The sequence below is a fragment of the Halioxenophilus aromaticivorans genome (assembly GCF_042850945.1).
Taxonomy (GTDB): Bacteria; Pseudomonadota; Gammaproteobacteria; order Pseudomonadales; family Cellvibrionaceae; genus Halioxenophilus; species Halioxenophilus aromaticivorans.
This window is the reverse complement of sequence record NZ_AP031496.1, coordinates 1,953,714-1,975,976: the sequence shown is the minus strand read 5'-3', so window position 1 is coordinate 1,975,976 and position 22,263 is coordinate 1,953,714. Positions and strand designations below refer to the sequence as shown.

At 52.4% G+C, this 22,263-nt stretch carries 18 protein-coding genes; 2 read left to right on the top strand and 16 right to left on the bottom strand.

All coding sequences use genetic code 11. The features are described 5' to 3' along the window. Positions 1 to 8: 8 nt before the first annotated feature. Positions 9 to 506 (top strand): Rrf2 family transcriptional regulator, encoded by a 498-nt coding sequence (locus tag ACGHM3_RS08545; protein ID WP_345418249.1) that lies wholly within the window; start codon positions 9 to 11, stop codon positions 504 to 506. Between the two features lie 38 nt (positions 507 to 544). On the opposite strand, the gene ACGHM3_RS08540 is transcribed toward ACGHM3_RS08545, so the two are convergent. The 3 genes from ACGHM3_RS08540 to purL form a co-directional block, all read right to left on the bottom strand. Next, entirely contained in the window at positions 545 to 853 is a 309-nt protein-coding gene (locus ACGHM3_RS08540; RefSeq protein ID WP_345418246.1) for a DUF3144 domain-containing protein, read from the bottom strand. Between the two features lie 173 nt (positions 854 to 1,026). Beyond that, positions 1,027 to 1,647: an FKBP-type peptidyl-prolyl cis-trans isomerase gene (locus ACGHM3_RS08535; protein WP_345418243.1), complete on the bottom strand. Its 621-nt coding sequence runs from the start codon at positions 1,645 to 1,647 to the stop codon at positions 1,027 to 1,029. Between the two features lie 104 nt (positions 1,648 to 1,751). Further along, positions 1,752 to 5,618 carry a phosphoribosylformylglycinamidine synthase gene (gene purL / locus ACGHM3_RS08530; RefSeq protein WP_345418240.1) on the bottom strand — a complete coding sequence of 1,289 codons (3,867 nt, stop codon included), beginning with the start codon at positions 5,616 to 5,618 and terminating at the stop codon, positions 1,752 to 1,754. A gap of 583 nt (positions 5,619 to 6,201) precedes the next feature. On the opposite strand from purL, the gene mltF reads away from it, so the two are divergent. After that, positions 6,202 to 7,689, top strand: a complete 1,488-nt coding sequence (gene mltF / locus ACGHM3_RS08525) for a membrane-bound lytic murein transglycosylase MltF (RefSeq protein ID WP_345418237.1) — start codon at positions 6,202 to 6,204, stop codon at positions 7,687 to 7,689. On the opposite strand, the gene tadA is transcribed toward mltF, so the two are convergent. The 13 genes from tadA to rbfA all read right to left on the bottom strand — a co-directional run bounded on the left by tadA (position 7,686) and on the right by rbfA (position 22,244). Then, on the bottom strand, positions 7,686 to 8,186 hold the full coding sequence (gene tadA / locus ACGHM3_RS08520; protein WP_345418234.1) for a tRNA adenosine(34) deaminase TadA: 501 nt from the start codon (positions 8,184 to 8,186) through the stop codon (positions 7,686 to 7,688). The genes mltF and tadA overlap by 4 nt on opposite strands. Beyond that, positions 8,183 to 9,013: a putative RNA methyltransferase gene (locus ACGHM3_RS08515; RefSeq protein ID WP_345418231.1), complete on the bottom strand. Its 831-nt coding sequence runs from the start codon at positions 9,011 to 9,013 to the stop codon at positions 8,183 to 8,185. Before ACGHM3_RS08515 ends, tadA begins: the two co-directional genes overlap by 4 nt. Next, positions 9,010 to 9,285: a DUF1653 domain-containing protein gene (locus ACGHM3_RS08510; RefSeq protein ID WP_345418228.1), complete on the bottom strand. Its 276-nt coding sequence runs from the start codon at positions 9,283 to 9,285 to the stop codon at positions 9,010 to 9,012. The genes ACGHM3_RS08515 and ACGHM3_RS08510 overlap by 4 nt, the downstream gene beginning before the upstream one ends. A gap of 98 nt (positions 9,286 to 9,383) precedes the next feature. Next, entirely contained in the window at positions 9,384 to 10,286 is a 903-nt protein-coding gene (locus ACGHM3_RS08505; RefSeq protein ID WP_345418225.1) for a cobalamin-binding protein, read from the bottom strand. A gap of 43 nt (positions 10,287 to 10,329) precedes the next feature. Continuing rightward, positions 10,330 to 13,167 (bottom strand): bifunctional diguanylate cyclase/phosphodiesterase, encoded by a 2,838-nt coding sequence (locus ACGHM3_RS08500; RefSeq protein ID WP_345418222.1) that lies wholly within the window; start codon positions 13,165 to 13,167, stop codon positions 10,330 to 10,332. A gap of 18 nt (positions 13,168 to 13,185) precedes the next feature. After that, the gene (locus ACGHM3_RS08495; RefSeq protein ID WP_345418219.1) at positions 13,186 to 14,436 is read right to left on the bottom strand and encodes a TonB-dependent receptor; all 1,251 of its coding nucleotides are present in this window, start codon (positions 14,434 to 14,436) and stop codon (positions 13,186 to 13,188) included. Further along, entirely contained in the window at positions 14,429 to 14,881 is a 453-nt protein-coding gene (locus ACGHM3_RS08490; RefSeq protein ID WP_345418216.1) for a hypothetical protein, read from the bottom strand. The genes ACGHM3_RS08495 and ACGHM3_RS08490 overlap by 8 nt, the downstream gene beginning before the upstream one ends. A 400-nt stretch (positions 14,882 to 15,281) precedes the next feature. Beyond that, entirely contained in the window at positions 15,282 to 16,889 is a 1,608-nt protein-coding gene (locus ACGHM3_RS08485; RefSeq protein ID WP_345418213.1) for a GMC family oxidoreductase N-terminal domain-containing protein, read from the bottom strand. 74 nt (positions 16,890 to 16,963) lie between these two features. After that, a complete protein-coding gene (locus ACGHM3_RS08480) occupies positions 16,964 to 17,794 on the bottom strand; it encodes a S1/P1 nuclease (protein WP_345418210.1) in 831 nt (276 codons plus the stop codon). A 188-nt stretch (positions 17,795 to 17,982) separates the two neighbouring features. Then, on the bottom strand, positions 17,983 to 20,115 hold the full coding sequence (gene pnp / locus ACGHM3_RS08475) for a polyribonucleotide nucleotidyltransferase (protein WP_345418207.1): 2,133 nt from the start codon (positions 20,113 to 20,115) through the stop codon (positions 17,983 to 17,985). Between the two features lie 256 nt (positions 20,116 to 20,371). Further along, positions 20,372 to 20,641 (bottom strand): 30S ribosomal protein S15, encoded by a 270-nt coding sequence (rpsO, locus tag ACGHM3_RS08470; RefSeq protein ID WP_345418203.1) that lies wholly within the window; start codon positions 20,639 to 20,641, stop codon positions 20,372 to 20,374. A 227-nt stretch (positions 20,642 to 20,868) separates the two neighbouring features. Continuing rightward, positions 20,869 to 21,816, bottom strand: coding sequence for a tRNA pseudouridine(55) synthase TruB (gene truB, locus ACGHM3_RS08465; protein WP_345418200.1), 948 nt, complete (start codon positions 21,814 to 21,816; stop codon positions 20,869 to 20,871). 35 nt (positions 21,817 to 21,851) lie between these two features. Further along, complete coding sequence (gene rbfA / locus ACGHM3_RS08460; protein WP_345418197.1) at positions 21,852 to 22,244, bottom strand: 30S ribosome-binding factor RbfA; 393 nt, start codon at positions 22,242 to 22,244, stop codon at positions 21,852 to 21,854. Between the last annotated feature and the right edge of the window lie 19 nt (positions 22,245 to 22,263).

Genomic DNA, 22,263 nt, shown 5'->3' with positions numbered 1-22,263 from the left:
AGCCCTAAATGCAACTGACCAAACACACCGATTACGCGTTTCGCACGCTTATTTTTTTAGCGGCAAACCCGGATCGACTGTGCAACATCCAAGAAGTGGCCAAGGCGTTTACTCTGTCCAAAAGCCACCTAATGAAAATCGTCAATCAGATGGTGCACGCCGGATGGGTTGAATCATTACGCGGAAAGAATGGCGGCATACGATTGGCACAGCAACCCCAGGACATCAATGTAGCCGACGTAGTGAGCCAAATGGAGCAAACACTGGCGCCGGTTAACTGCGAAGATCCGCCCTGCGTCATTAGCCCGCAGTGCGTTTTAAAATCGGTTTTGTGGCAAGCACAGCGTGAGTTTATGCAGCACCTCAGGCAATACACGCTGGCGGATGTCATCACTGACCCCACGGTGCAAATATTGCAGATTGAGCCTCTTAATGAAAGCCAAGAAGATGATAAAACCCAGGCTAGTGAGAAAGCCCAAAAAGCGGATATGGTCGAAGGAAATTAACCACGCCAAGTCGACCAAGCGGCGCTGAAACCCAGGAGCTAGTCTGAATCTAGATACTGGTCAAAGTTGGCCAGGTAATCGTCGAAGTTTTCGTTCAACAACTGGCGAAATTGATCCATGTAAAAATTGCGCGCATCGAGCTTATCCTGCTCATAGTCTTCTTTACTTTCACTGCTGGCAGCAACAATAAACGCGCCATAGCGGGCGGTGGCATACATCATGGCTTGATGCGCTTCGCCTGGGTCCAGGGCTTTATCGGTGGCTTGGTTGGCCAGCTCAACTAAAGCGTCGACTAGGTCGTATAATTGGCTTTGTTTTTCTTGTTCGATGGCGTCTGATTTACTCATAGTGTTTGCGTGCTAAACAAAAAATAATCAATTTCGCGCAGCCTATCGCTATCCCTGTCCCTGGGCCGCGCAAACGCTCGCCGCCGGTGTGCAAATAAAATGAAAAATAAAACCAGCATCAAAAAAATCGAAGGGTTTTATTTCTACCGCACACCGGCAGCGAGCTAATTCAACTAGCTAACGATAGCCAGCAATTCTACTTCGAAGATCAAGGTCGCGTATGGGCCGATGGCACCGCCAGCACCGCGCTCTCCGTAGGCCAGGTTATACGGCACAAATAAACGCCATTTTGAGCCTACTGGCATCAATTGCAGGGCCTCGGTCCAGCCGGCGATAACACCCGATACTGGGAATTCCGCTGGTTGGCCACGGTTAACGGAGCTGTCAAACACAGTGCCATCAATCAACGTGCCGTGGTAGTGGGTGCGCACGGTCGAGCTGTTGGTCGGTTTTTCGCCGGTGCCTTCGGTCAGCACTTTGTACTGCAGGCCAGATTCCAACACAGTCACTTCTGGGTCTTTGGCGTTTCCTTCTAAAAACGCTGCACCCTCACCGCCCAACTCTTTGGCCTTGTCGGATTGCTCTTGCTGAATCTGGCCTTGAATAATTTTAAACGCGGCATTAATGTCGTCGGCGGACACTTGCAAGGCATTGCCCTTGGCGCCGTCGATAAAGCCTGCAATAGCAGCCTCAATATCAAAACTGGAAAACGGTTTTTCTACCAGCTGATCACCCATTTGGCGACCAATTCCATAACTGGCTTTGGCATCGTTACTTTCAAATGTATTAGACATAAACAATTACTTAGTTAAATGCATGGCACTGGCCCAGCCAGTGATGAAATGGCCAAATCCTTTTGGCCGCAAGCCCATGGGTTTGGGCTGTAGATCCTTGGCCTCTAACCCACAAATACCCGCGCGTTGCGGAAAATTCGCATCCACGGGCTATCCTCGCCCCAGTGATCTGGGTACCAAGAGTTGGCCACGGTGCGGAACACCCGCTCTGGATGCGGCATTAAAATGGTGGCCCGGCCATCGGTGCTGGTGACACAGGTAATACCGGCCGGCGAACCATTGGGGTTGGCGGGATAATTCTCGGTTACCTCTATACCATTATCAACGTAACGCATGGCCACTGTGCCCGAGGCCTCACAGGCTTTCAGGTGCTGCTGATCACGGAATTCGGCGCGCCCTTCACCGTGAGCAACCGCCACCGGCATGTGGGAGCCGGCCATGCCGGTTAGCAAGACCGATGGCGTTTGGTCGATATGAATCAAACTGGTGCGGGCTTCAAATTGTTCAGACAAATTACGCACAAAGCGTGGCCAGTGGCCGCTGCCCGGAATCAGCGTTTTTAAGTTGCTCATCATTTGGCAACCGTTACACACGCCCAAACTGAAGCTGTCGCCGCGGGCAAAGAATTCGGCAAACTGGTCCCTCGCCTGGCTGTTAAACAGAATCGTTTTGGCCCAACCTTCACCAGCACCAAGCACATCACCGTAGGAGAAGCCGCCGCAGGCCGCCATCCCTTTAAAGTTTTGCAACTGCACACGGCCAGCCAGGATGTCACTCATATGCACATCCACCGCGTCGAAGCCCGCACGGTGGAAGGCCGCGGCCATTTCAACGTGGCTGTTAACGCCCTGCTCGCGCAAAATGGCCACCCGGGGCTTAACGCCGGAGTGGATAAACGGTGCGCTGATGTCTTCGCTGGGGTCGAAGCTTAGGCTGGCGCTGAGGCCATCATTGCGGCCCAAAATCCGGTTAAATTCTTGCTGAGCGCACACAGGGTTATCACGCAGCGACTGAATACGGTAGCTGGTTTCGCTCCACAGCTGCTGCAAATAAGATTCGCTCTGCTCAAACAGTATTTCGCCACCCTTGCTGATGCGCACCAAGTCATCTTGGTTTAGGCGGCCAATGCAATAAATGTCTACGCCGGCCTGGCTGAAACATTCGCGCACAGCATCGACATTTTCGCTGGCCACTTGTAATACCGCGCCCAGCTCCTCATTGAACAGATTTGCCAGGGCATCGCCGGGTAGCACAGACAAGTCGACGTCGATACCAATGTGGCCAGCAAAGGCCATTTCCACAAGGCTTGCGAACAAGCCGCCGTCGGAACGGTCGTGGTAGGCGATAATATGGTCAGCTTCCATGCTGCCTTGCATGGCGTCGAAAAAGCCCTGCACCGTAGCTGGGTTGTCCAAATCGGGCACTTCATCGCCCATTTCTTGGTACACCTGGGACAAGATACTGCCACCCAAGCGTTGCTTGCCGCTGGCAATATCAACGAATAAGAGCTCGCTTTCACCGCGGTCAAAACGCAGTTGCGGCGTCAGGGTTTTGCGCACATCCACCACCGGGGCAAAGGCCGAAATCACCAACGACATAGGAGCAGTCACGGCTTTGTCTTCGCCGTTGTCACTCCAGGCGGTGCGCATGGACATGGAGTCCTTGCCCACCGGGATGGTAATGCCCAAGGCTGGGCACAGCTCCATGCCCACGGCTTCCACCGTGCGGTAGAGTTTTTCGTCCTCGCCCTTATGGCCGGCTGCACACATCCAGTTGGCGGACAATTTAACGTCTCGTAGCGCCCCAATACGGGCTGCGGCGATGTTGGTAATGGCCTCACCAATGGCCATACGGCCGGAGGCCGGGCCGTCAATCAGGGCCAGCGGAGTGCGCTCACCCATGGACATGGCCTCACCGAAATAAGTATCAAAGGCAGCCGTGGTCACCGCGCAATCGGCCACCGGAACCTGCCAAGGGCCAACGGTTTGATCACGCACCACTTGGCCGGTAACCGAGCGGTCACCGATGGTGATTAAGAAGTTTTTACTGGCCACACTGGGGTGTTTTAAGACGCGTTCGGCGGCATCGTTGAGATCGATATCTTGGGTATCAAATACCTGGGTAACCCCGGTGTGTTTGTGCGCGGTGCGGTGCATCTTGGGCGGCTTGCCAAACAACACCTGCATGGGTAAATCCACCGGCTTGGCATCGAAATGGCGGTCGTTTACCACCAGGGTATGCTCGCTGATGGCCTCACCCACCACCGCGTAAGGCGCGCGTTCGCGCTCGCAGATGGATTCAAACGTCTGTAAATCCTCGGGTTTTACCGCCATCACGTAGCGCTCCTGGGATTCGTTACACCAAATCTCCAGAGGGCTCATGCCGGGTTCGTCGTTGGGTACTTCGCGTAATTCAAACACGGCACCACAGCCGCCATCTTTGGCCAGCTCAGGGAAAGCGTTGGACAAGCCACCGGCGCCCACGTCGTGGATAAAAGCGATGGGGTTGCTCTCACCCATTTGCCAACAGCGGTCGATGACCTCCTGCGCCCGACGTTGAATCTCAGGGTTTTGGCGCTGCACCGATGCGAAGTCTAAATCTTCGCTGGAATCACCGGAGCTCATGGACGAGGCCGCCCCACCGCCCAGGCCAATCAACATGGCTGGACCACCTAGTACGATCAGTTTGCAACCCGGCTCGTATTCATTTTTGTCGACGTGCTCGCCCTTAATGTTGCCGTAGCCACCGGCCAGCATAATGGGCTTGTGGTAACCGCGACGCTCACCGTCAAAATCCATTTCGAAGCTGCGGAAGTAACCGCAAATGTTGGGGCGGCCAAATTCGTTATTAAAGGCGGCACCGCCAATGGGCCCTTCGAGCATGATGTCCAGGGCGGAAACGATACGGCCTGGCTTGCCGTAATCGGTTTCCCAGGGCTGCTCGAATCCAGGAATGTGCAGTTGCGATACGGAAAACCCCGTTAGGCCCACTTTGGGTTTGGAGCCACGGCCAACGGCGCCTTCGTCGCGAATTTCACCGCCAGCGCCGGTACCGGCACCAGGGAAAGGTGCAATGGCCGTGGGATGGTTGTGGGTTTCGACTTTCATCAATATGTGAATGTCTTCCAACTGCACCGAGTAAATGTGGTTCATTGGATCGGGGTAAAAGCGGCCAGCCTTATTGCCCACAATTACCGCCGCGTTGTCGGCATAGGCTGACAACACATTGTCGCCGCCACACTGGTAGGTGTTTTTGATCATTTGGAACAACGAGTGTGGTTGGTCTTCGTCGTTGATGGTCCAGGTGGCATTGAAAATTTTATGGCGGCAGTGTTCGGAGTTTGCTTGGGCAAACATCATCAGCTCGACGTCCACCGGATTGCGATCCAGCTCCTGAAACGACGTTACTAGGTAGTCAATTTCATCATCGGCCAGGGCCAAACCCAGGTTTTGGTTGGCCTGTTCTAGCGCCACTCGGCCTTGCGAGAGTACGTCTACACTGGCTTGAGGTGCAGGTTCGTTGTGCTGAAATAGGGCTGCAGCCTGATCCAGCTCGGCAAATACCGTTTCCACCATGGGGTCAAACAACAATTTGGCCAGTGCTTGGTCATCGGTTATCGTGCCAGTGACGTAATATGCAACGCCGCGTTCAACCCGGTGTATTTTATCCAGGTTTACTCGGTGGCAAATGTCTGTCGCCTTGGACGACCAAGGTGAGATAGTCCCCAGCCGTGGCGTCACCAAGAATAAAGCCCCTTGCGGCACCACTGTGCTGCTGGCTGGGCCGTAGGTGAGTAGCTGCTCTAGCACCTGAGATTCGGCATCGGTAAGCTCGCTGCCCACGGTCAATTCCACAAAATGGATGTACTGGCTGTTAATGGCCTGTATATCTGGATTGCTGGTTTGAATGGAATTTAGGAGCTTTTCGCAACGAAATTGGGACAGCGCACGAGCACCGCGCAGGATCAACATAATTTAGAACTCTCGCCAGATGATTATTCGGGCCGCAGAAACACAAGACAGGGCAAAAAGTATCCAGCACCATGGCCGGTTAAGCCGCCCAGCGGTTGACAATGAGAGTATTGACGACGCCAAACTTTCGACATTCGCCCCTCCCTTGCAGCGGGCGCAATTGTACTTGAATCTGGCCGGGTTATCACTAACTGGCAGGGCCGACTAAATCACGCAAACCAAGATTGGCATTTAAGGATTTCCGAGCCGTGTCGAAAACGCTCTTGGCTAGTCAAAACCGAGGTAAAAGCTGTGTAAAGTCTGGCCAAAGCGTGCCCCATTCGTCGGACAAATCGCGCCCCTGGGCCTACTATGGTCGGCGCCCGGTTTGACCGCCGCCCTAACAACATGGGCTTTTACTAGGGTACAGGTTAGCTGTGGTGGGCTCGGCGGTCGTTTGGCACAAAAAACAACAACATGAACCGTCATTCGCTACCATAATTGAACATGCCAAACAAGCTAGTGCTTGCGCCCGGCGTTGTATAAAATTCGCGCAATCTAACAACCATTTATGAAATGAGTTAAGAATCAACACGTTATTTACATGCACCAATCTAGACGCGCCTCCGACGTAGCCTTTGAGCTACTGCTTACCGTACTGTTTATCGGTGTGGTGGTTGTGCTGTGCCTGCGGTTATCCGGTAGCCACCAACCTACCGAGCTGGAGCGCATTTTTCTACAAGGCGAACTGCACGTGGTATCGCGCAACGGCCCCACCACCTACTATGAAGGCGCCAACGGCATCACCGGCCTGGAATACGATTTAATTAAGGGTTTTGCTGAACATCTTGGCGTTACCCTGGTGGTACACGAGCAAGAAAACCTCACTCGCTTGGTAGACGAGGTAGCCGAGCAAAAATACGATATGGCCGCGGCCGGCTTAACCATTACCCAAGATCAACAGGATTTACTGCGTTTCGCGCTGCCCTACCATGAGGTCAGCGAGCTATTAATCTACAACCGCAATAATCCTGCGCCAGAATCCTTTGATGACCTCACCGGCAAAACCCTGGTGGTTATGGCCGGCAGTGCCCACGCCGAAACCCTGCGCCAACTGCAACTGGACTACCCCCAATTACAGTGGGCAGAGCACAGCGAAGCCGATATGAACGATCTTATCGAAATGGTTCACCGCGGTGAAATTGACTACACCATCGCCAACTCCAATGCGTTTAACATGAGCGAGCCAATGTACCCCCGCGCCGGTGTCGCCATGGAGTTGAGCCACAATCGTCAACTGGCCTGGGCTCTGCCGCAGTCTCTTGATAACAGCCTCTTTAATAAAGCACAGGCTTATTTGCGCGGCCTACAGTTGAATGGCGAGCTAGACGAACTGATTGCTAGCTACGAAGTACCCCTCGACCTCGACCGCGGCGGCGCACTGACCATTGCTCAACGAATAGAGTCGCGGCTACCTAGGTGGGAAGAACAATTGCGCAACGCGGGCCAGGAGCACAATCTAGAGTGGGAGTTGCTGGCCGCGGTGAGCTACCAAGAGTCACACTGGAACGCCAAAGCGAAATCCTACACCGGTGTGCGCGGCTTAATGATGCTAACCCAGGCCGCCGCTAAAGACATGGGCGTTACCAACCGACTGGATCCGATCCAAAGCATCAACGGCGGCACTAAATATTTGAAGAGCATTTACGATCGTATTTCCGCCACCGTCACTGGTGAGGATCGCCTGTGGATGGCCCTAGCCGCCTACAACGCAGGCCTTGGCCACTTAGAAGACGCCCGCACGCTAACCACGCAAATGGGCGGCGATGCCAACCGTTGGCTGGACGTTAAAGAACGCTTACCCTTGCTGGCCAAGCGCAAGTATTACCGCAATTTAAAACACGGCTATGCTCGGGGCTGGGAACCAGTGGAATACGTTGAGAATATTCAGCGCTACCGCACCATCATTGCTTGGCATAACACCTTTAAACGCCACAATATCGCCAGTGGCGGCGCCGACCCGCACTCCGATGTACGCCCGGTCACCTTCCTAAACAACACCGCCCTACCCTACGATCTACCCGCGTTTTAGGGATCTGCCGGGGGGTTATGGTTTTGCTTTAAGGCGCGCTTTTTTTGCCGCCGCTGGTGAAAGAATTGGCTAATTAAGTCACCGCACTCCAACGCCAAAACACCGCTTTCTACCGCCACCCGATGATTAAGAAAAGTAGACTCAAGCACCTGCAACTGGCTGCTGATGACGCCCGCCTTGGGCTCGTGGGCGCCGAACACCAAACGCTGAACTCTGCTGTGAACAATGGCCCCGGCACACATCAAACACGGCTCTAGTGTGACGAACAATTCGCACTCAACCAGCCGATAATTGCCCAGAGCTTTTGCCGCCGCTCTTAGCGCAACCACCTCAGCGTGGGCGGTTGGATCACAACCGGTGATGGGCTGATTGGCCGCCCTGGCAATAATTTCATCACCGCGCACAACCACGGCTCCCACCGGCACCTCGCTGTGCGCCGCGGCTTGCTCGGCACACTGCAGGGCTGCTCGCATAAATTCGGCATCGCGGGCACTCATGCCGCCACCTGGTACAAGGCTAAGGTGAAGTTGGCGGTTACACTAACCGCCTCGGCATCCAACCAGCGTTGTTTTTGCTCTAGGTTGGCCCGCCAGGCCATGGGCGTCATGGCCAATAAGGCTTGGCGATGATCCTTGGATGTTAAGTCAAACGAGTAAGATACCTGCCGAGTCCACAGTGGCTGAAACAGCCCCTCGATGGCGCCGGCGGTGTGGCTCTTGGGCTGCTGATACAAACACCGCCGCAGCTCTATTAGGTGGTCATCGTTGGGAGTAACGACACAGTAAAATCCATCCCGGCGCAGAACTCGGGCAACTTCGGGTTCGGAGCTCGGGGCAAAGTTTCGCAATACTAAATCGACACTGTTATCTGCTAGGGGTAATTTAAAACTGCTGGCCACACTGCATTGCGCCACTCCAAATCGGCCAGCGGCCAAACGCACGGCATCTTTGGAGATATCGGAAACGAACCAACGGTGCTGGTCATCGGTTAACGCTGCGCTGAAATAACCATCGCCGCCGCCCATATCCAACGCCGTAATCCCGCGGCCAAGGGCAGCACGGACTTCCGACTGTATCTGCACCAAGGCATCTTGCAAAGGCTTATAAAAGCCGGCATTTAAAAAATCCCGCCGCGCTTGCAGCATAGACTTATCGTCACCTGGCGCTTTGGAATGTTTAAAGTTTGCAGGCAAAAGATTGACGTAACCCTGACGAGCCAAATCAAAACTGTGGTTTTGGCTGCACACTAGGCGTCGCTCAACCAATTGCAAAGGCTGAGCACACAGGGGGCAGCACCAGGGCAACGAAGGAGACGGATTACTCACTGGGTAATTGAGGGTGTGCTAGTGAGCGTTAATAGGTCTGTCTGCTCCTCCAAATTGACCGAACGCACAAAGGAAAAGCGCGGCACCGGCTCGCCGTTGACATCCACCGTGCCGGTGAACATATCCAGTGGCCGCACCCACAAATCGTAACGCCCATACAAACACCGGTACACAACTAAGGACTGTTCCGACTCACTGTGCCGGGCAACACTGTAAACAAAATAAAGATTGCCCTTGTAATGACGGTAGATACCGGTGGTGATACTGGCCATAAAATAACCCCGCTGCAGATTAAACAGCCCAAATTAAAACGCTGCCATGGTAATGAGGTGAGCCCCAAAAAACCAGCGCCAAACGCTGCCCAGTAAGTTTAATCAGCTTCGCTTAAATAATTGCACACCTGCTGTGCGCCTTGCAGTACACGCGGGGTATGGCGCGATAGAACATCGGCCTCAATGGAATAAATGTGCTGTTTTGCCACCGCCGTTATCGTGCGCCAAGGCAGCCAATCCGCTTTCCAGGTGGGCGCTTCACCCTGCGCATGGGTGCCTAAAATAACCTCCGGGTTAGCCAACAATACGGCTTCTCTATCCACCTGGGCAACCACCGCCGGGGCATCACCAAACACGTTGCGACCACCACACAGTGTAATTACCGCGCCAATTAGCGAATTATTGTTTAGCGTTTGCAGCGGCTTGGCCCACACCTGATAAAACACCGATACCGGGCTATTGTGCGCGCTGTTTTGCAGGGTTTGTAGCCGATGATTGAAATCGTCCACCACCTGGGCGGCCTGCTTTTGATGGCCGGTTAACACCCCTAGGCGGGAAAGCTCTTTAGCAATAGCCGGGATAGTCGCTGGCCGCGACCAATAAATAGGAATCCCCATACCTGCCAGGTGATTTAACGCTTGCTGGTTACCGCCGTCTACCCAGGCCAAAATAACATCCGGCTGCAGAGCAATAACCTGTTCAACGTTAATGGATTGGTAATCGCCCACCTGAGTGATTTTCTGTGCAGCAGCGGGATAATCGCTGTACTGTGAGACGCCAACAAGCGTGCCCCCTGCGCCAATGGCAAACACGTTCTCAGTGAGGTGCGGCGCTAAGCTCACCACTCGCTTGGCGGGCTGGCCGAGGGTTACTATGCGGCCCAGGTCGTCGGTAACGCTAAAGCGACTGGAGGATTTGCTGGCGGCGTTTGCTGGCTGGACGCACCAGGCACAGGCTAAACACAGACAGATCAAAAGGACACGGTATTTCAATGCATTCATGGTTGCATCTTACCACCGGCCAGGATAAAGGCCGATAGGGATTTTACACTGGGCTCTGCGCCCGCTCTAAAAAGCGAATACTGGATTGCTCTTCAATGGCCTCTTGAATTGGCTTAGGCATACCCAAGTGATAGCCCTGGCCGTGGGTAACCCCCAGAGACTGAATCATTGCCAAGGTGTTTTCGTCTTCCACAAATTCGGCCACGGTCTTCATACCAAAGGCATTAATCATGGCTGACAAGCTTTTTACGAACACTTGGTCGTCAGGATTTTGGGTAATATTTTTAATGTAGGATCCGTCTAACTTAACGTAGGTTAGTGGCAACATTTTTAGATAGTTAAACGACGAGAAACCAACGCCAAAATCATCCAGTGCAATGCGTACTCCATAGTGGGTGATTTTGCGCAGGTTTTTCAGCACTTGCTGGAAGTTCTCGATATATGCGGTTTCCGTTAATTCGACAATCAACGATGCTGGCTTAACGTCATGTTTTTCTAGCACTTCAACAATAAGGTCTGGTAAGTCGTTGGATTGCAAAGTCGGCGCCGAGACATTAATAGCAACACAGTAATCCACCCCACCGCAAGCCAATCTGCTGAGCTCCTGCACAGCGTTATCCAGCACCCACTCATCGATTTTCCGGATCAGACCCGAGCGCTCTGCCAAGGGAATAAACAGCCCCGGCGAAATCATATTGCCGCGTTCATCAAACATGCGCACCAATGCTTCGTAGTGAGAGACCTTGTCATTCTCAAAACTGATGATGGGCTGGTATACCAGTTTAAATTGGTAGTTTTCCAGCGCGTACCGAATACTCTCAATAACACTGTGATCGTTTTTAATTTGTTCTACGCGAGCATCGTTGGTATCAAATACATGCCAGTAACCTAGGCCCTTTTTCTTGGCGTGGTACATGGCCATGTCGGCATTGATAAGCAGAGATTCAGAATCGGTTCCGTGCTCAGGAAATAACGCAGCACCGATACTGACGGAGTAGTGAATAATTTGGCCGTTGTCCGAGGTGATGGAGTGGTTTAGTGAAGTATTCAGCTTTTGCAATACCTCGGGCAAACTTTGTCGGTCAACGCTGTGCAGTAGAATGGTAAATTCGTCGCCGGCAAAGCGGCTTATTTTATCGCTGCTGCGCACCAAAACGCGCAGCTTTTCGGCGATATCCACCAGCACCTGATCACCCACATTATGGCCATAGATGTCGTTAATGTGTTTAAAGCGGTTAACATCGATAAACACCAGGGCACCGGTGACCGCACAGCTCAACATTTCATTAAACGCAGCATTAAAGGAGCGACGATTACCAATACCGGTTAAACCATCGTGGTTTGCCATCCATCGCAGGTTGGTTTCCGCACTCTTCTGTTGCGTTTGATCCATACCGATGGACAAAATAATTTCCGAGCCCTGTTCGTCTTCCACCAGCGTGTGGGTCCAAGAAACAATCACCGACTTGCGGCCTTTGTCCAACAGCGTGAGCTCCTGTTGGAATGCTGAAATAGTATTGCCGAACAGCTCGTTGGTTTTACCGTAGAACTGAGCTAGGTCGTCGTCTTTTTGAATCAAATCGCAAAAGCTGCGGGGTGAGGCGTCGTACAATTCATCAAACTTACGGTTGGTGGATTGGATTTTGAACGACTCGTCCTGAGTAACGATGAATACATGGGAGTTATCGAACAACCGCGTTAAGAAAGCCCGAGACCGGGTTAATGCCGCCACCTGATCTGCCAGGGATTCATTTTTAAAGTTGATTTCATGGTGCAGCTTTTTCAACTCGCCGGCCACGTGGGCTGTGCTTTTTTCCAGCACACTGAGCTCATCTTCAAATAAGGTTTCGTCACTGTGAACCATGGCCACGGCGTTATCGAACTCTTGTTTGGGTAACAACAATAACGCTCGCGTGATGCGGATCAGTTTATTCATCAACCGACTGACTATGGTAATCATAAAAGTCAGCGCAATGGCCAACGCAATCACCGCCAGAATAACGCCGCGCTTGATGCTGTTGAGCATTTCTTGGTAGGACTCGGTTTTATCGGTTACCGAGTAAAAGTGCAGAGTGTTGCCGGCAAACTTGGAGTTGGGTTTATCCAGTTCTTTAACGAGGTAGACGTTTTTATTGGTTTTAAACAGCTCATCGTCAAACACCGCATCCGGTGAATATTCGTTGGCATAGTTCTTTAACACCGGAAAGACGTTGGTAAAGTCACTACCGGCCCAACCAAACATCGACCATTCTGCCACGTAGCGAGGGGAATCCAATAACTCCAGCGCCTCAGTTTCAACCATCATGGTGACGGACGACTTGGACAAATTAAAGAATATTCGTACCAAGTCAGACATATTCTGGGCGATGGCGATGGTATTGTAGTCGCCGTTGGGGCCAATAAAGGGCTCCAACACCACCATCAAACAGGCACTGTTGCAGTAGACAAAAAATCGGGGCTCATCGTGTGCCGAGCTGCGTTTCAGCTCGGCAACAAGCTCACCCACAAATCCCTCATCCTGGGTTAGGCCCGAAGGCGACGCCTGCACGGTGAGGTTGCTGTCGTTATCAAAGAAAGCCATGTAGTCCAGCTCGAGCAGCAGGTTAATAGAAAACCATTTTTGCTCAAAGGACGATGAAACACCGTCCTCATCAAACGACGCTTGGCTAGAAGAAATCAGCTGAGCGATTTGTGATAGTTTTAAATAGCTATCGTCGAACAGCTCATCGAGTAACGCGGTTTGCGTGCGCGCGTTATACTCGATTTCCTCATCGAATATCGCCAATTGCCGGTCGACGGTTTGCCATGCCCATAGCGTGGTGATCAATACTGACACCACACTGATGAAAATAACAACGCGCCACTTTAGACTAATGTACACAATCCGTTATCTCTGTGCCTAAAAGTGGAAGGAAAACTGTAGGATAAACACCTCCCAATCCTCATCAAGCTGGTCGTAGTTTACAGAATTTGCCCCAACCAAAGAAGCTGCTCCCTCAAACACGCCGTATTCGGCGGTGAGTGACATATCGGGCGTGAAATACCAACGGCCACCTAGCGTTATACCCGATGTGTATTGGGTGAACGCGTTTCTGCCAGTGGTGGCTTGGTAAACCTCACCCTTGCGGTCGGTTTTATCAAAGGTCAGATATTCGTATCGACTCAACAGGCTGAGATGATCGTTCAGTTGCCATTCGGCTTGCAGGTAATAACTCTCCAGTTTGGTTGTGTTATCGGGCTGCGGCTGGCCGAGAATTTCTACGTTGGTAAGATCAATATCCACCCGCAGATATTCCGCGGTTAATACCCAGCCCTGAGGGCTGTACTGCGCAGACAGCAATTGCACAAAGGGCTCAATGGTAGCACTGGTGGCGTATTTACCGGCGGTACTCGGGTTGGCCACTATATCTAAGAATGCTTGACCAACCTCTAAGGGCGAAAAGGACGCGACGTCCTCCAGCTCCATTTTCACATCGATAGCACTGACCGCCAATTCCAATTCTGGTACCGCCGCGGGAACAAACCCGATTCGTCCTCCGAGCACATCAGCGGTGCCAAAATCACCGCTGGTATCGGCCTGGAACATTAAATTCTCTACCACCGAGCCTTCGACTTTGCGCTTGCCGCCGTAGACCTCAAAGGCAAACTCCCCTGCCCCACGGTAGGCGTCAGCGTAGAAGTTGACGCCATCCACCGATAGCAAGGCATCGCGGATGGATTCAAAGTAAATTGCCTGGGGCACCAGCACACCGGGGCGTGCGTGAGGAACGTCGCGCGTCTGATTGTAAATGCCGTAAGCGTTTTTGGTGCGGCCAACCCGCACCCCGACATTGCTGCTCTCTGCGCTGTAGAAGTGATAATCCAGCAGAGCGAAATCTAATTTTGGGTCGCCGTCGTCAAGATCGCCCAAGCGACGTGACACCGCTTGGGCGGCAATTCGCACCTGCGGGCTAAATTGCCAACTGCCGTTGATGCCCAGCTCACGAAAATTAAAACTGGTACCCGTATCAGCCTCAAAAAAGGCGTTATCGTGGGTGTGTACAGCAGCTTGACTCACATAACCATTTACTCGGCCTTCACCCACGGCAATACTCGCCAGCAGCGCAGAGACGGCCGTGAATCCACACCGAGTTACAAGCGATCTAGTCATGAGCATCCACCGCGATGACGGATTGACTGGCCATGTTCACTTCTGTGCCATCCAAATAGCCAATGGCTCCTGGGGTGTTGGCAACCTTCTCCAACATTTCGGCGGCGCTATTCACAACCTCTGGTTTACTGCCGGTGCCACTGAACACCAATTTGTGCCACAACCGACTCAAATGATGCGACTGCATCCTAAGGTAGTTGTATACAAAATCTCGATGCTGGCGGCTTTTGTTGGGCAAGGTATACACAACCACCGGTTCGCCATTGGACCAGGTGCGCTTTTTCATGGCGTACACACGCAACAGATCGTTGTTGGAAAGCTGCTCCCCCTCCAACCCGGCATTCATGATTAAAATCGTTTCTGCCGATGAGGGACTGGCCGAGGCCGCCCACAAGCATAAAAAGACAAAAATAGAGCGCACGCTGTAAGACTTTATATTCGGCATCAGCACGCTCTGCTTTTTGAAGAAACCATAACAAACCCTAGCTTTATTCATTTCGTTTCTATAAAACGCAGTGCAATCCAATAAGTCTAATATATGAATTTGGATCCTGCCGAGTATTTGCAGGTGAATCTGGCGGCAGAGTGAATTGACGACAAATAGAAGTTATGGGCGCCATACATGTCGTTATCGGCCATTTCTTATGTTCGACTGAGGCCTTTAATAAGCATAGTCGGAGAATCTGAGACGAGGGGGTAAAAGCTTAGACCGCTTTTTGATACCAGATATAACTTTTACGCAATTTCCTAACTTAAAGACGTGATTTCGGTTATAACGGAGATCGAATGCTGATTCCTGCGCCCATTGTCTGAGCGCAGCGGCGAGAAGGCCCCAGTGCACGAGCCTATTGGGAGAGAAGTGTGGCGGCCAGAGTTTCGGCGATCATCACCGTTGGCGCGTGGGTATTACCGCTAACAATAGAAGGCATCACCGAGGCATCGGCAATGTGAAGATTGCGCAACCCGCGCACAGCCAGTTGTGGCGAAGTCACCGCTTGCGCGTCCGAATCTAGCCCCATTTTGCACGTCGACGTGGGGTGGAAAATGGTGGTTGCAATATCCCCTGCCGCCTTGGCCAACTCACTGGCAGAGCTTATCTGTGGGCCGGGTTTGATTTCCTGCGGGTTAAACCGACTGACACAAGGCTGGGCCGATATTTCCCGGGTGATCTCAATGGACCGAGCGGCAATCTGGCGGTCGCTTTCGGTACTCAGATAGTTGGGGTCAATGATGGGTGCCGCCGCGGGATCACTGGATTGAATATCAACCCGGCCACGGCTGCTGGGGCGCAGATTGCACACACTGGCGGTTAAACCGGGAAATGGGTGCAGGTTTAAACCCAATTTTTCGGCACTCATGGGTTGCACGTGGTACTCCAAATCCGCCGAAGGCTGGCTGCTGTCACTTTTGAAGAAGGCGCCCAACTGGCTCGGTGCCATGGACAGCGGCCCAGATTGATTAATTGCGTATTGCAGCCCCATTTTGGCCTTGCCCAACCAGCTCTTGTTAAGGCAGTTAAGTGTCTTAGTGTTCTGCACCTTAAATTGCACACGGATCTGCAGGTGATCTTGCAAGTTAGCCCCAACGCCATCAAGCCGATGAACACAATCGACCCCGGCCTTGGCCAGGGTTTGGGGGTCGCCGATGCCAGAGCGCTGCAGAATGCATGGCGAGGCTACCGCACCGGCGGACAACACCACTTCCAAACCGGCCTTTAATACATGGCGACGCCCCTGGTGAATGACCTCCAAGCCGGTAACTTGGTCGCCTTGCAGCGTTAATTTGTCCACCAGCACTCCAGTGGCTACGGTGAGGTTTGGCCGAGCCAAAGCTGGGTTTAAAAATGCTCGCTTGGCAGAATAACGTATGCCCTTTTTTTGGTTAACGTGAAATAACCCCACGCCGGCATTATCACCGGTATTAAAATCGTCATTGGATTGAATGCCGTATTCGTTACACGCTTTCTGCCAAGCATCCAAGATATCCCAACGCAAACGCTGCTGCTCTACCCGCAACTCGCCTTTATCGCTGTGAAAATTATCGCTACCATTGAAATAGTTTTCAGATTGCTTAAAACGAGGCAGCACACTTTGCCAATCCCAACCTGGCAGTCGCCAATTGTCGTAATCCCACTGCTGGCCTCGCATGTAGATCATACCGTTAATAGCGCTGCACCCGCCTAGCACCTTGCCTCTTGGATAGGGCAAAACGCGGCCATTCAAACCCGGTTGCGGTTTTAACTGATAACACCAATCGGCGCGTGGATTACCCATAGCAAACAAGTACCCCACCGGGATATGAAACCACAGCCAACGGTCGTTGCCACCGGCCTCCAGCAATAACACCTTGCGGCTGCCATCGGCGGATAATCGGTTAGCCAAAACGCAGCCGGCGCTACCGGCGCCAACTATGATGGTGTCGTACTGATGCTGAAGCAATTGATCTGTGGTCATAGTGCTGTTGTAATTATTGTGATGTTTTAGTTATTCAAAGGGATGCCGCTCCTGGGGTCAATAGCAAGCCCGGTTTAATCGCGCATTTGCTCCAAACGCTGGGCCAAACGCACTCCCGCCTGCTGAATACGCCGGGTTACAAAAGGCCCATGGCGCAGCACATAGGCTCGGCCATAGCTGCGTTTGGGAGAATATTCTTGGTAGACTTTTAAGGTGTAGCGATAGGATTCACTGGCCCATTGATGCACGTCGTCATCACTTAACCATTGCCGGCGCTGCCGCTGGCTGACGTTTTGCAACAACTTACTGGCAGCCTTAGGGGTGGATTGGATTCCCATCTGCCGCACCAACCAAACATCCCACAACCAATGTAAGTTTTGCGCTTTGTCCTCACCGGGTACTCGCACACTTTTTTTATTACCACCCCAATCATGCGCATAGCTAACATGCATCGGCTGGTGAATATCGCCGATTAAGTGCGCTAACAGCAACACAGCCTCAGCGCGATTACCCACCTCGCCCTTAGCCAGCTTTTGTTGATAATGCTCAATGGCTTGGGTAATACACGATTTTTGCCCGCAAATGGCGAGGCTTTTATTGTAGCTTCGCGCCCCGCGCGGCATATTGACGTAGTGCAGTGGTTTTAGGTAATCGTAACGGGCTTGGCTTTGTATATGATCGGCCCAGTTACAGGACTCGGCAAAACTGTCGTAGCCCTTGGCTCGGTACAATGGCCGTAGCCATTGCTGGGTCGCCTCAGACAACTGCAACCAAGCAATTTGGCAAACGGCGGCGTGGCCGGTGCCACCCCAGGCAAAACATGGCGGGCTGGCAAACGTAAACAGTACTGCTAATGTCGTTAACGCTTTGCATCCCGCACCTTGGCTATTCTGAAATCCTTTCAATGTATCCTCCTATCAGCTCAGACCCAATTCGATACCGCCGTAAGTATGACAAAAACCTACACTCAATTATGTGACGGCTTATCTGCCCCCCAAGAAAACAATAAAAACAAAAAAACCGCCCAGGGTTACCCCAAGGCGGTTTTGGTAATCTACGGTTATAGAAAGTAGATTATTGGCAGCGAGGAAGATTACTCGTCTTCGTCACCGTTAGCTGGCGCTTTGGCCTCTGGCTCTGAAGGCTTTTCAGTCAGCTCTTTGATGGACAGCTTAATACGACCACGATTGTCGATGTCCATGCACTTCACTTTGATCATTTCGCCTTCTTTCAGGTAGTCAGACACATTGTTCACACGCTCGTGTGCGATTTGAGAAATGTGCACCAAACCGTCTTTACCTGGCAAGAAGTTTACGAACGCACCGAAATCAACAATGCGAACAACTTTACCTTCGTAGACTTCACCAATTTCGGCTTCGGCGGTAATGCCGGCAATGCGGTCGAGGGCTAACTGCAGAGATTCGCCTTGGCCATATACTTTAACGGTACCGTCGTCGTCGATATCGATGGACGCGCCAGTCTCTTCGGTGATGGAACGAATGGTAGCGCCGCCTTTACCGATGATGTCGCGGATCTTATCTGGGTGAACCTTGATGGTCTCCAAACGCGGAGCGTTTTGCGACACAGAGTCACGAGAAACTTCGATAACTTTGTTCATCTCAGCCAGGATGTGCAAACGGGCGTCCAAGGCTTGTTGCAAAGCGATCTCCATGATCTCTTCGGTAATGCCTTCGATTTTGATGTCCATTTGCAGTGCGGTAACACCTTGTGAGGTACCAGCAACTTTAAAGTCCATGTCACCAAGATGATCTTCGTCACCCAATATGTCAGTCAGTACAGCAAAACCGTTAGGCTCTTTAACCAAGCCCATGGCAATGCCGGCCACTGGCGATTTCAACGGCACGCCGGCGTCCATCAACGCTAGACTGGAACCACACACAGAAGCCATGGAGCTAGAACCGTTGGATTCGGTAATCTCGCTCACGACACGCATGGTATATGGGAAAGCCTCTTCGCTTGGCAGCACCGCAGCGACACCGCGACGAGCCAAACGACCGTGACCAATTTCACGACGACCAGTAGCTCCCATACGACCAGCTTCACCTACCGAGTAAGGAGGGAAGTTGTAGTGCAGCATAAAGTTGTCACGGCGCTCGCCTTCTAGAGCATCGATAATTTGCGCATCACGGGTAGAGCCCAAGGTAGCTACAACCAGAGCCTGGGTCTCGCCACGGGTAAACAGTGCAGAACCGTGAGCGTTAGGCAGTACGCCAACTTCAACCGCGATAGGACGTACGGTTTTGTTGTCACGGCCATCGATACGCGGCTGGCCAGCAACCACGGAAGAACGCACGGTGTTTTTCTCAAGCTTGGCAAACTCGCCTTTTACATCGTCAGCACTAAACTCGCTGCCTTCGGCGGCCAGTTTTTCTACGGCCTCAGAACGCAACTCACCCAAACGGGTGTAGCGTGCTTGCTTATCAGTGATGCGGTAGGCTTCGGCAACGCCTGCGCCCATGGCATCAGCCACAGCGGATTTCAGTGCTTCGTTGACAGGAGCCGCAGTCCACTCCCACTGAGGCTTACCAGCATCACGTACCAGCTCTTCAACCGCGGCAATGACCACTTGCATCTCTTGGTGAGCGTAAAGTACTGCACCTAACATGATGTCTTCTGGCAGCTCGTTAGCTTCAGACTCAACCATCAATACGGCGTCTTTGGTACCAGCCACAACCATGTCCAACTCAGAGTTGGCAATGGTTTCGTAGGTTGGGTTTAACAGGTAGCCGTCGGCTTCGGTGTAACCCACTCGAGCGGCACCGATAGGACCACTGAACGGGATGCCTGAAATGGCCAAAGCTGCCGAAGTACCGATCATGGCGGCCATATCCGGATCAACGTTTTTGTTGGCAGACAGCACAGTACACACCACTTGTACTTCGTTTAAGAAGCCATTAGGGAAAAGTGGGCGAATTGGACGGTCGATCAGGCGCGAGGTCAGAGTTTCTTTTTCACTCGGGCGGCCTTCACGCTTAAAGAAACCACCGGGGATTTTACCAGCGGCGTAGGATTTCTCTTGATAGTGTACTGACAGAGGGAAAAAGCCTTGGTTTTCTTTTGCTTCTTTAGCGCCAACAACGGTACACAGTACAGAAGTATCACCAATAGTTACGATTACGGCACCGGTTGCCTGACGAGCCACTCGCCCGGTTTCTATGGTTACGGTGTCATTGCCGTATTGGAATGTTTTTATTACAGGATTCACGACAATATCCTTTCAATTGCGTTTATGGGTGGATGCAGTTGGAGACAATGAGGCGGGGCACTGGTTTGAAGATTGTTCGATTGAACAATCGATACGGGCAATGAGAAAGAGACTTGAATACTATTTACCACTCTTATTGTTTAACCTTGCTCGCACAATTGAACGTCGAAAACCCTTGCCTGTTGTCGCCTTAGACCACAGCCACGGTCTTTAATAAAACAAAGTGCCCGCATTATGCGGGCACTTTGACGGGGTACTAACGACGCAGGCCCAGCTTTTGGATCAGCCCACTGTAGCGGCTGACATCTTTAGACTTTAGGTAGTCTAGAAGCTTTCGGCGTTGGTTTACCATGCGGATCAAACCACGACGAGAATGGTGGTCTTGCTTGTGGCTGGAAAAATGACCTTGCAACTTATTAATGTTGGCAGTCAATAGCGCCACTTGCACTTCTGGGGACCCGGTATCACTCTCGCCACGGGCGTGTTCTTTAACGATTTCCGCTTTTTCTACAGCACTTAGTGCCATGTTGCTATCCTCATGAATTTTAGGAAATATGCGAATCACATTGTGTTATCGCGACTAGCGCTACCACAACGCACGGCTGCTAAGGCCTGCCCGCGCATATTTACAGACAGGTCCGAGGGGCCGGTAAGCCCGCCCCTAATAACCCAGCTTGCCGCCACACCGAGATTACACGGCACGGAGCAGACTCTAGGGTCATATTCTTTTAGACCATAAAACTAAGCTAGAACTTAATTTTTGGCCATACCCGTGGCGACAACCCGCTTTGGAGCTATCTGGCCACCGGCCTGCACTAAACCAACGCCCAAAAAGTCGCCAGCTTCAGAAAAGACGCGCACCATATCACCTTCTTCGGCAAATCGATACACTTTTTGCTCGATTACAGCCTGCCCCAGGCAAAAGTAGTAGCCACTGGACTCCGGCAGGGTTATTTCAGGCAATGCCACCAGTGGCGAATCCACACTTGCCAGCAGTTGGTCCAAGGCTTCGGGTTGCTCGGACAGGGCTTGCAGCTGCTCCAGGGTTACCATCTGCGACAAATCGTAGGGTCCGGCCTGGGTGCGACGCAATGCGGTAACGGTACCACCTACGCCTAGCTCGTAACCTAAATCGATAGCTAAAGAGCGCACATAGGTGCCTTTGGAGCAGTGAATATCGACATCAACCTCGGGCTTTTCACCCAGTCGTATAGCCAACACCTTGTACAAGTACAGTGTTACCGGGCGCGGCTTGCGCTCAATCTCCACACCACTGCGAGCCAATTTATACAACGGCTGCCCCTGATGCTTGAGCGCCGAAAACATGGGCGGCACCTGCTCTATATCACCCTGAAACTTGGCCACTGCGGCGTGGATTTGCGCCTCAGTAATGGCACTGGCGTCACACTCGCGCACGGTTTCCGAATCAAGATCGCCGCTGGCGGTTTCCAACCCTAAGCGAAAGGTCGCCAGGTAACGCTTGTCGGAATCCAACAAATATTGAGAAAACTTGGTGGCTTCACCAAAACACAACGGCAGCACACCGCTGGCAAGGGGATCTAGAGCGCCAGTGTGGCCAGCCTTGGCGGCGTTGAAGCAGCGTTTGGCGGCCTGCAAAGCTTGGTTAGAGGACAATCCCAGCGGTTTATCCAATATCAACACGCCATGCACCGGGCGACGAGGTTTCTTTTTATTCACCATGCTAATACAACTGCGGCCAGGGTTTTCGGAGCCAACTACTCTGAGGAGTCGTCGTCGGCGGAGTTAGCCCGGTCACTGGCCACGGCTTTGTTGATTAAATTGGACAGCGCTTGGCCACGCATACTGGTCTCATCAAAGATAAACTGCAGTTTTGGTGTCATGCGGATATCCAGCTTTTTGGCCACTATGCTGCGCAAAAAGCCGGCGGCACCATTGAGTGCGGTGGTGGCTTCGGCTCGCTCGGTTTCGGTGTCACGGTTGACGTAGGTGACATAGACCTTGGCGTAGGACAAATCCCGCGATACCACAACTTCGTTGATATTCACCATACCAACGCGCGGATCGCGCACTTCGTTTTGAATGGTGAGCGCCAATAACCGTTGTAGCTCATCGCCTAAACGCTCGGCTCGGCTGTATTCTTTGGCCATGTTGAATTACCCGCTGGTG

Excerpts from the sequence above, each read along its gene's own strand:
- ACGHM3_RS08510 (WP_345418228.1), bottom strand. The coding sequence starts at position 9,285 with ATGGCCAGTATCACCACCGGTATCTACCGTCATTACAAGGGCAATCTT.
- tadA (WP_345418234.1), bottom strand. The coding sequence starts at position 8,186 with ATGAGTGCCCGCGATGCCGAATTTATGCGAGCAGCCCTGCAGTGTGCC.
- ACGHM3_RS08495 (WP_345418219.1), bottom strand. The coding sequence starts at position 14,436 with ATGACTAGATCGCTTGTAACTCGGTGTGGATTCACGGCCGTCTCTGCG.
- mltF (WP_345418237.1), top strand. The coding sequence starts at position 6,202 with ATGCACCAATCTAGACGCGCCTCCGACGTAGCCTTTGAGCTACTGCTT.
- ACGHM3_RS08545 (WP_345418249.1), top strand. The coding sequence starts at position 9 with ATGCAACTGACCAAACACACCGATTACGCGTTTCGCACGCTTATTTTT.
- ACGHM3_RS08505 (WP_345418225.1), bottom strand. The coding sequence starts at position 10,286 with ATGAATGCATTGAAATACCGTGTCCTTTTGATCTGTCTGTGTTTAGCC.
- purL (WP_345418240.1), bottom strand. The coding sequence starts at position 5,618 with ATGTTGATCCTGCGCGGTGCTCGTGCGCTGTCCCAATTTCGTTGCGAA.
- ACGHM3_RS08485 (WP_345418213.1), bottom strand. The coding sequence starts at position 16,889 with ATGACCACAGATCAATTGCTTCAGCATCAGTACGACACCATCATAGTT.
- ACGHM3_RS08540 (WP_345418246.1), bottom strand. The coding sequence starts at position 853 with ATGAGTAAATCAGACGCCATCGAACAAGAAAAACAAAGCCAATTATAC.
- ACGHM3_RS08535 (WP_345418243.1), bottom strand. The coding sequence starts at position 1,647 with ATGTCTAATACATTTGAAAGTAACGATGCCAAAGCCAGTTATGGAATT.
- ACGHM3_RS08490 (WP_345418216.1), bottom strand. The coding sequence starts at position 14,881 with ATGCCGAATATAAAGTCTTACAGCGTGCGCTCTATTTTTGTCTTTTTA.
- rpsO (WP_345418203.1), bottom strand. The coding sequence starts at position 20,641 with ATGGCACTAAGTGCTGTAGAAAAAGCGGAAATCGTTAAAGAACACGCC.
- rbfA (WP_345418197.1), bottom strand. The coding sequence starts at position 22,244 with ATGGCCAAAGAATACAGCCGAGCCGAGCGTTTAGGCGATGAGCTACAA.
- truB (WP_345418200.1), bottom strand. The coding sequence starts at position 21,816 with ATGGTGAATAAAAAGAAACCTCGTCGCCCGGTGCATGGCGTGTTGATA.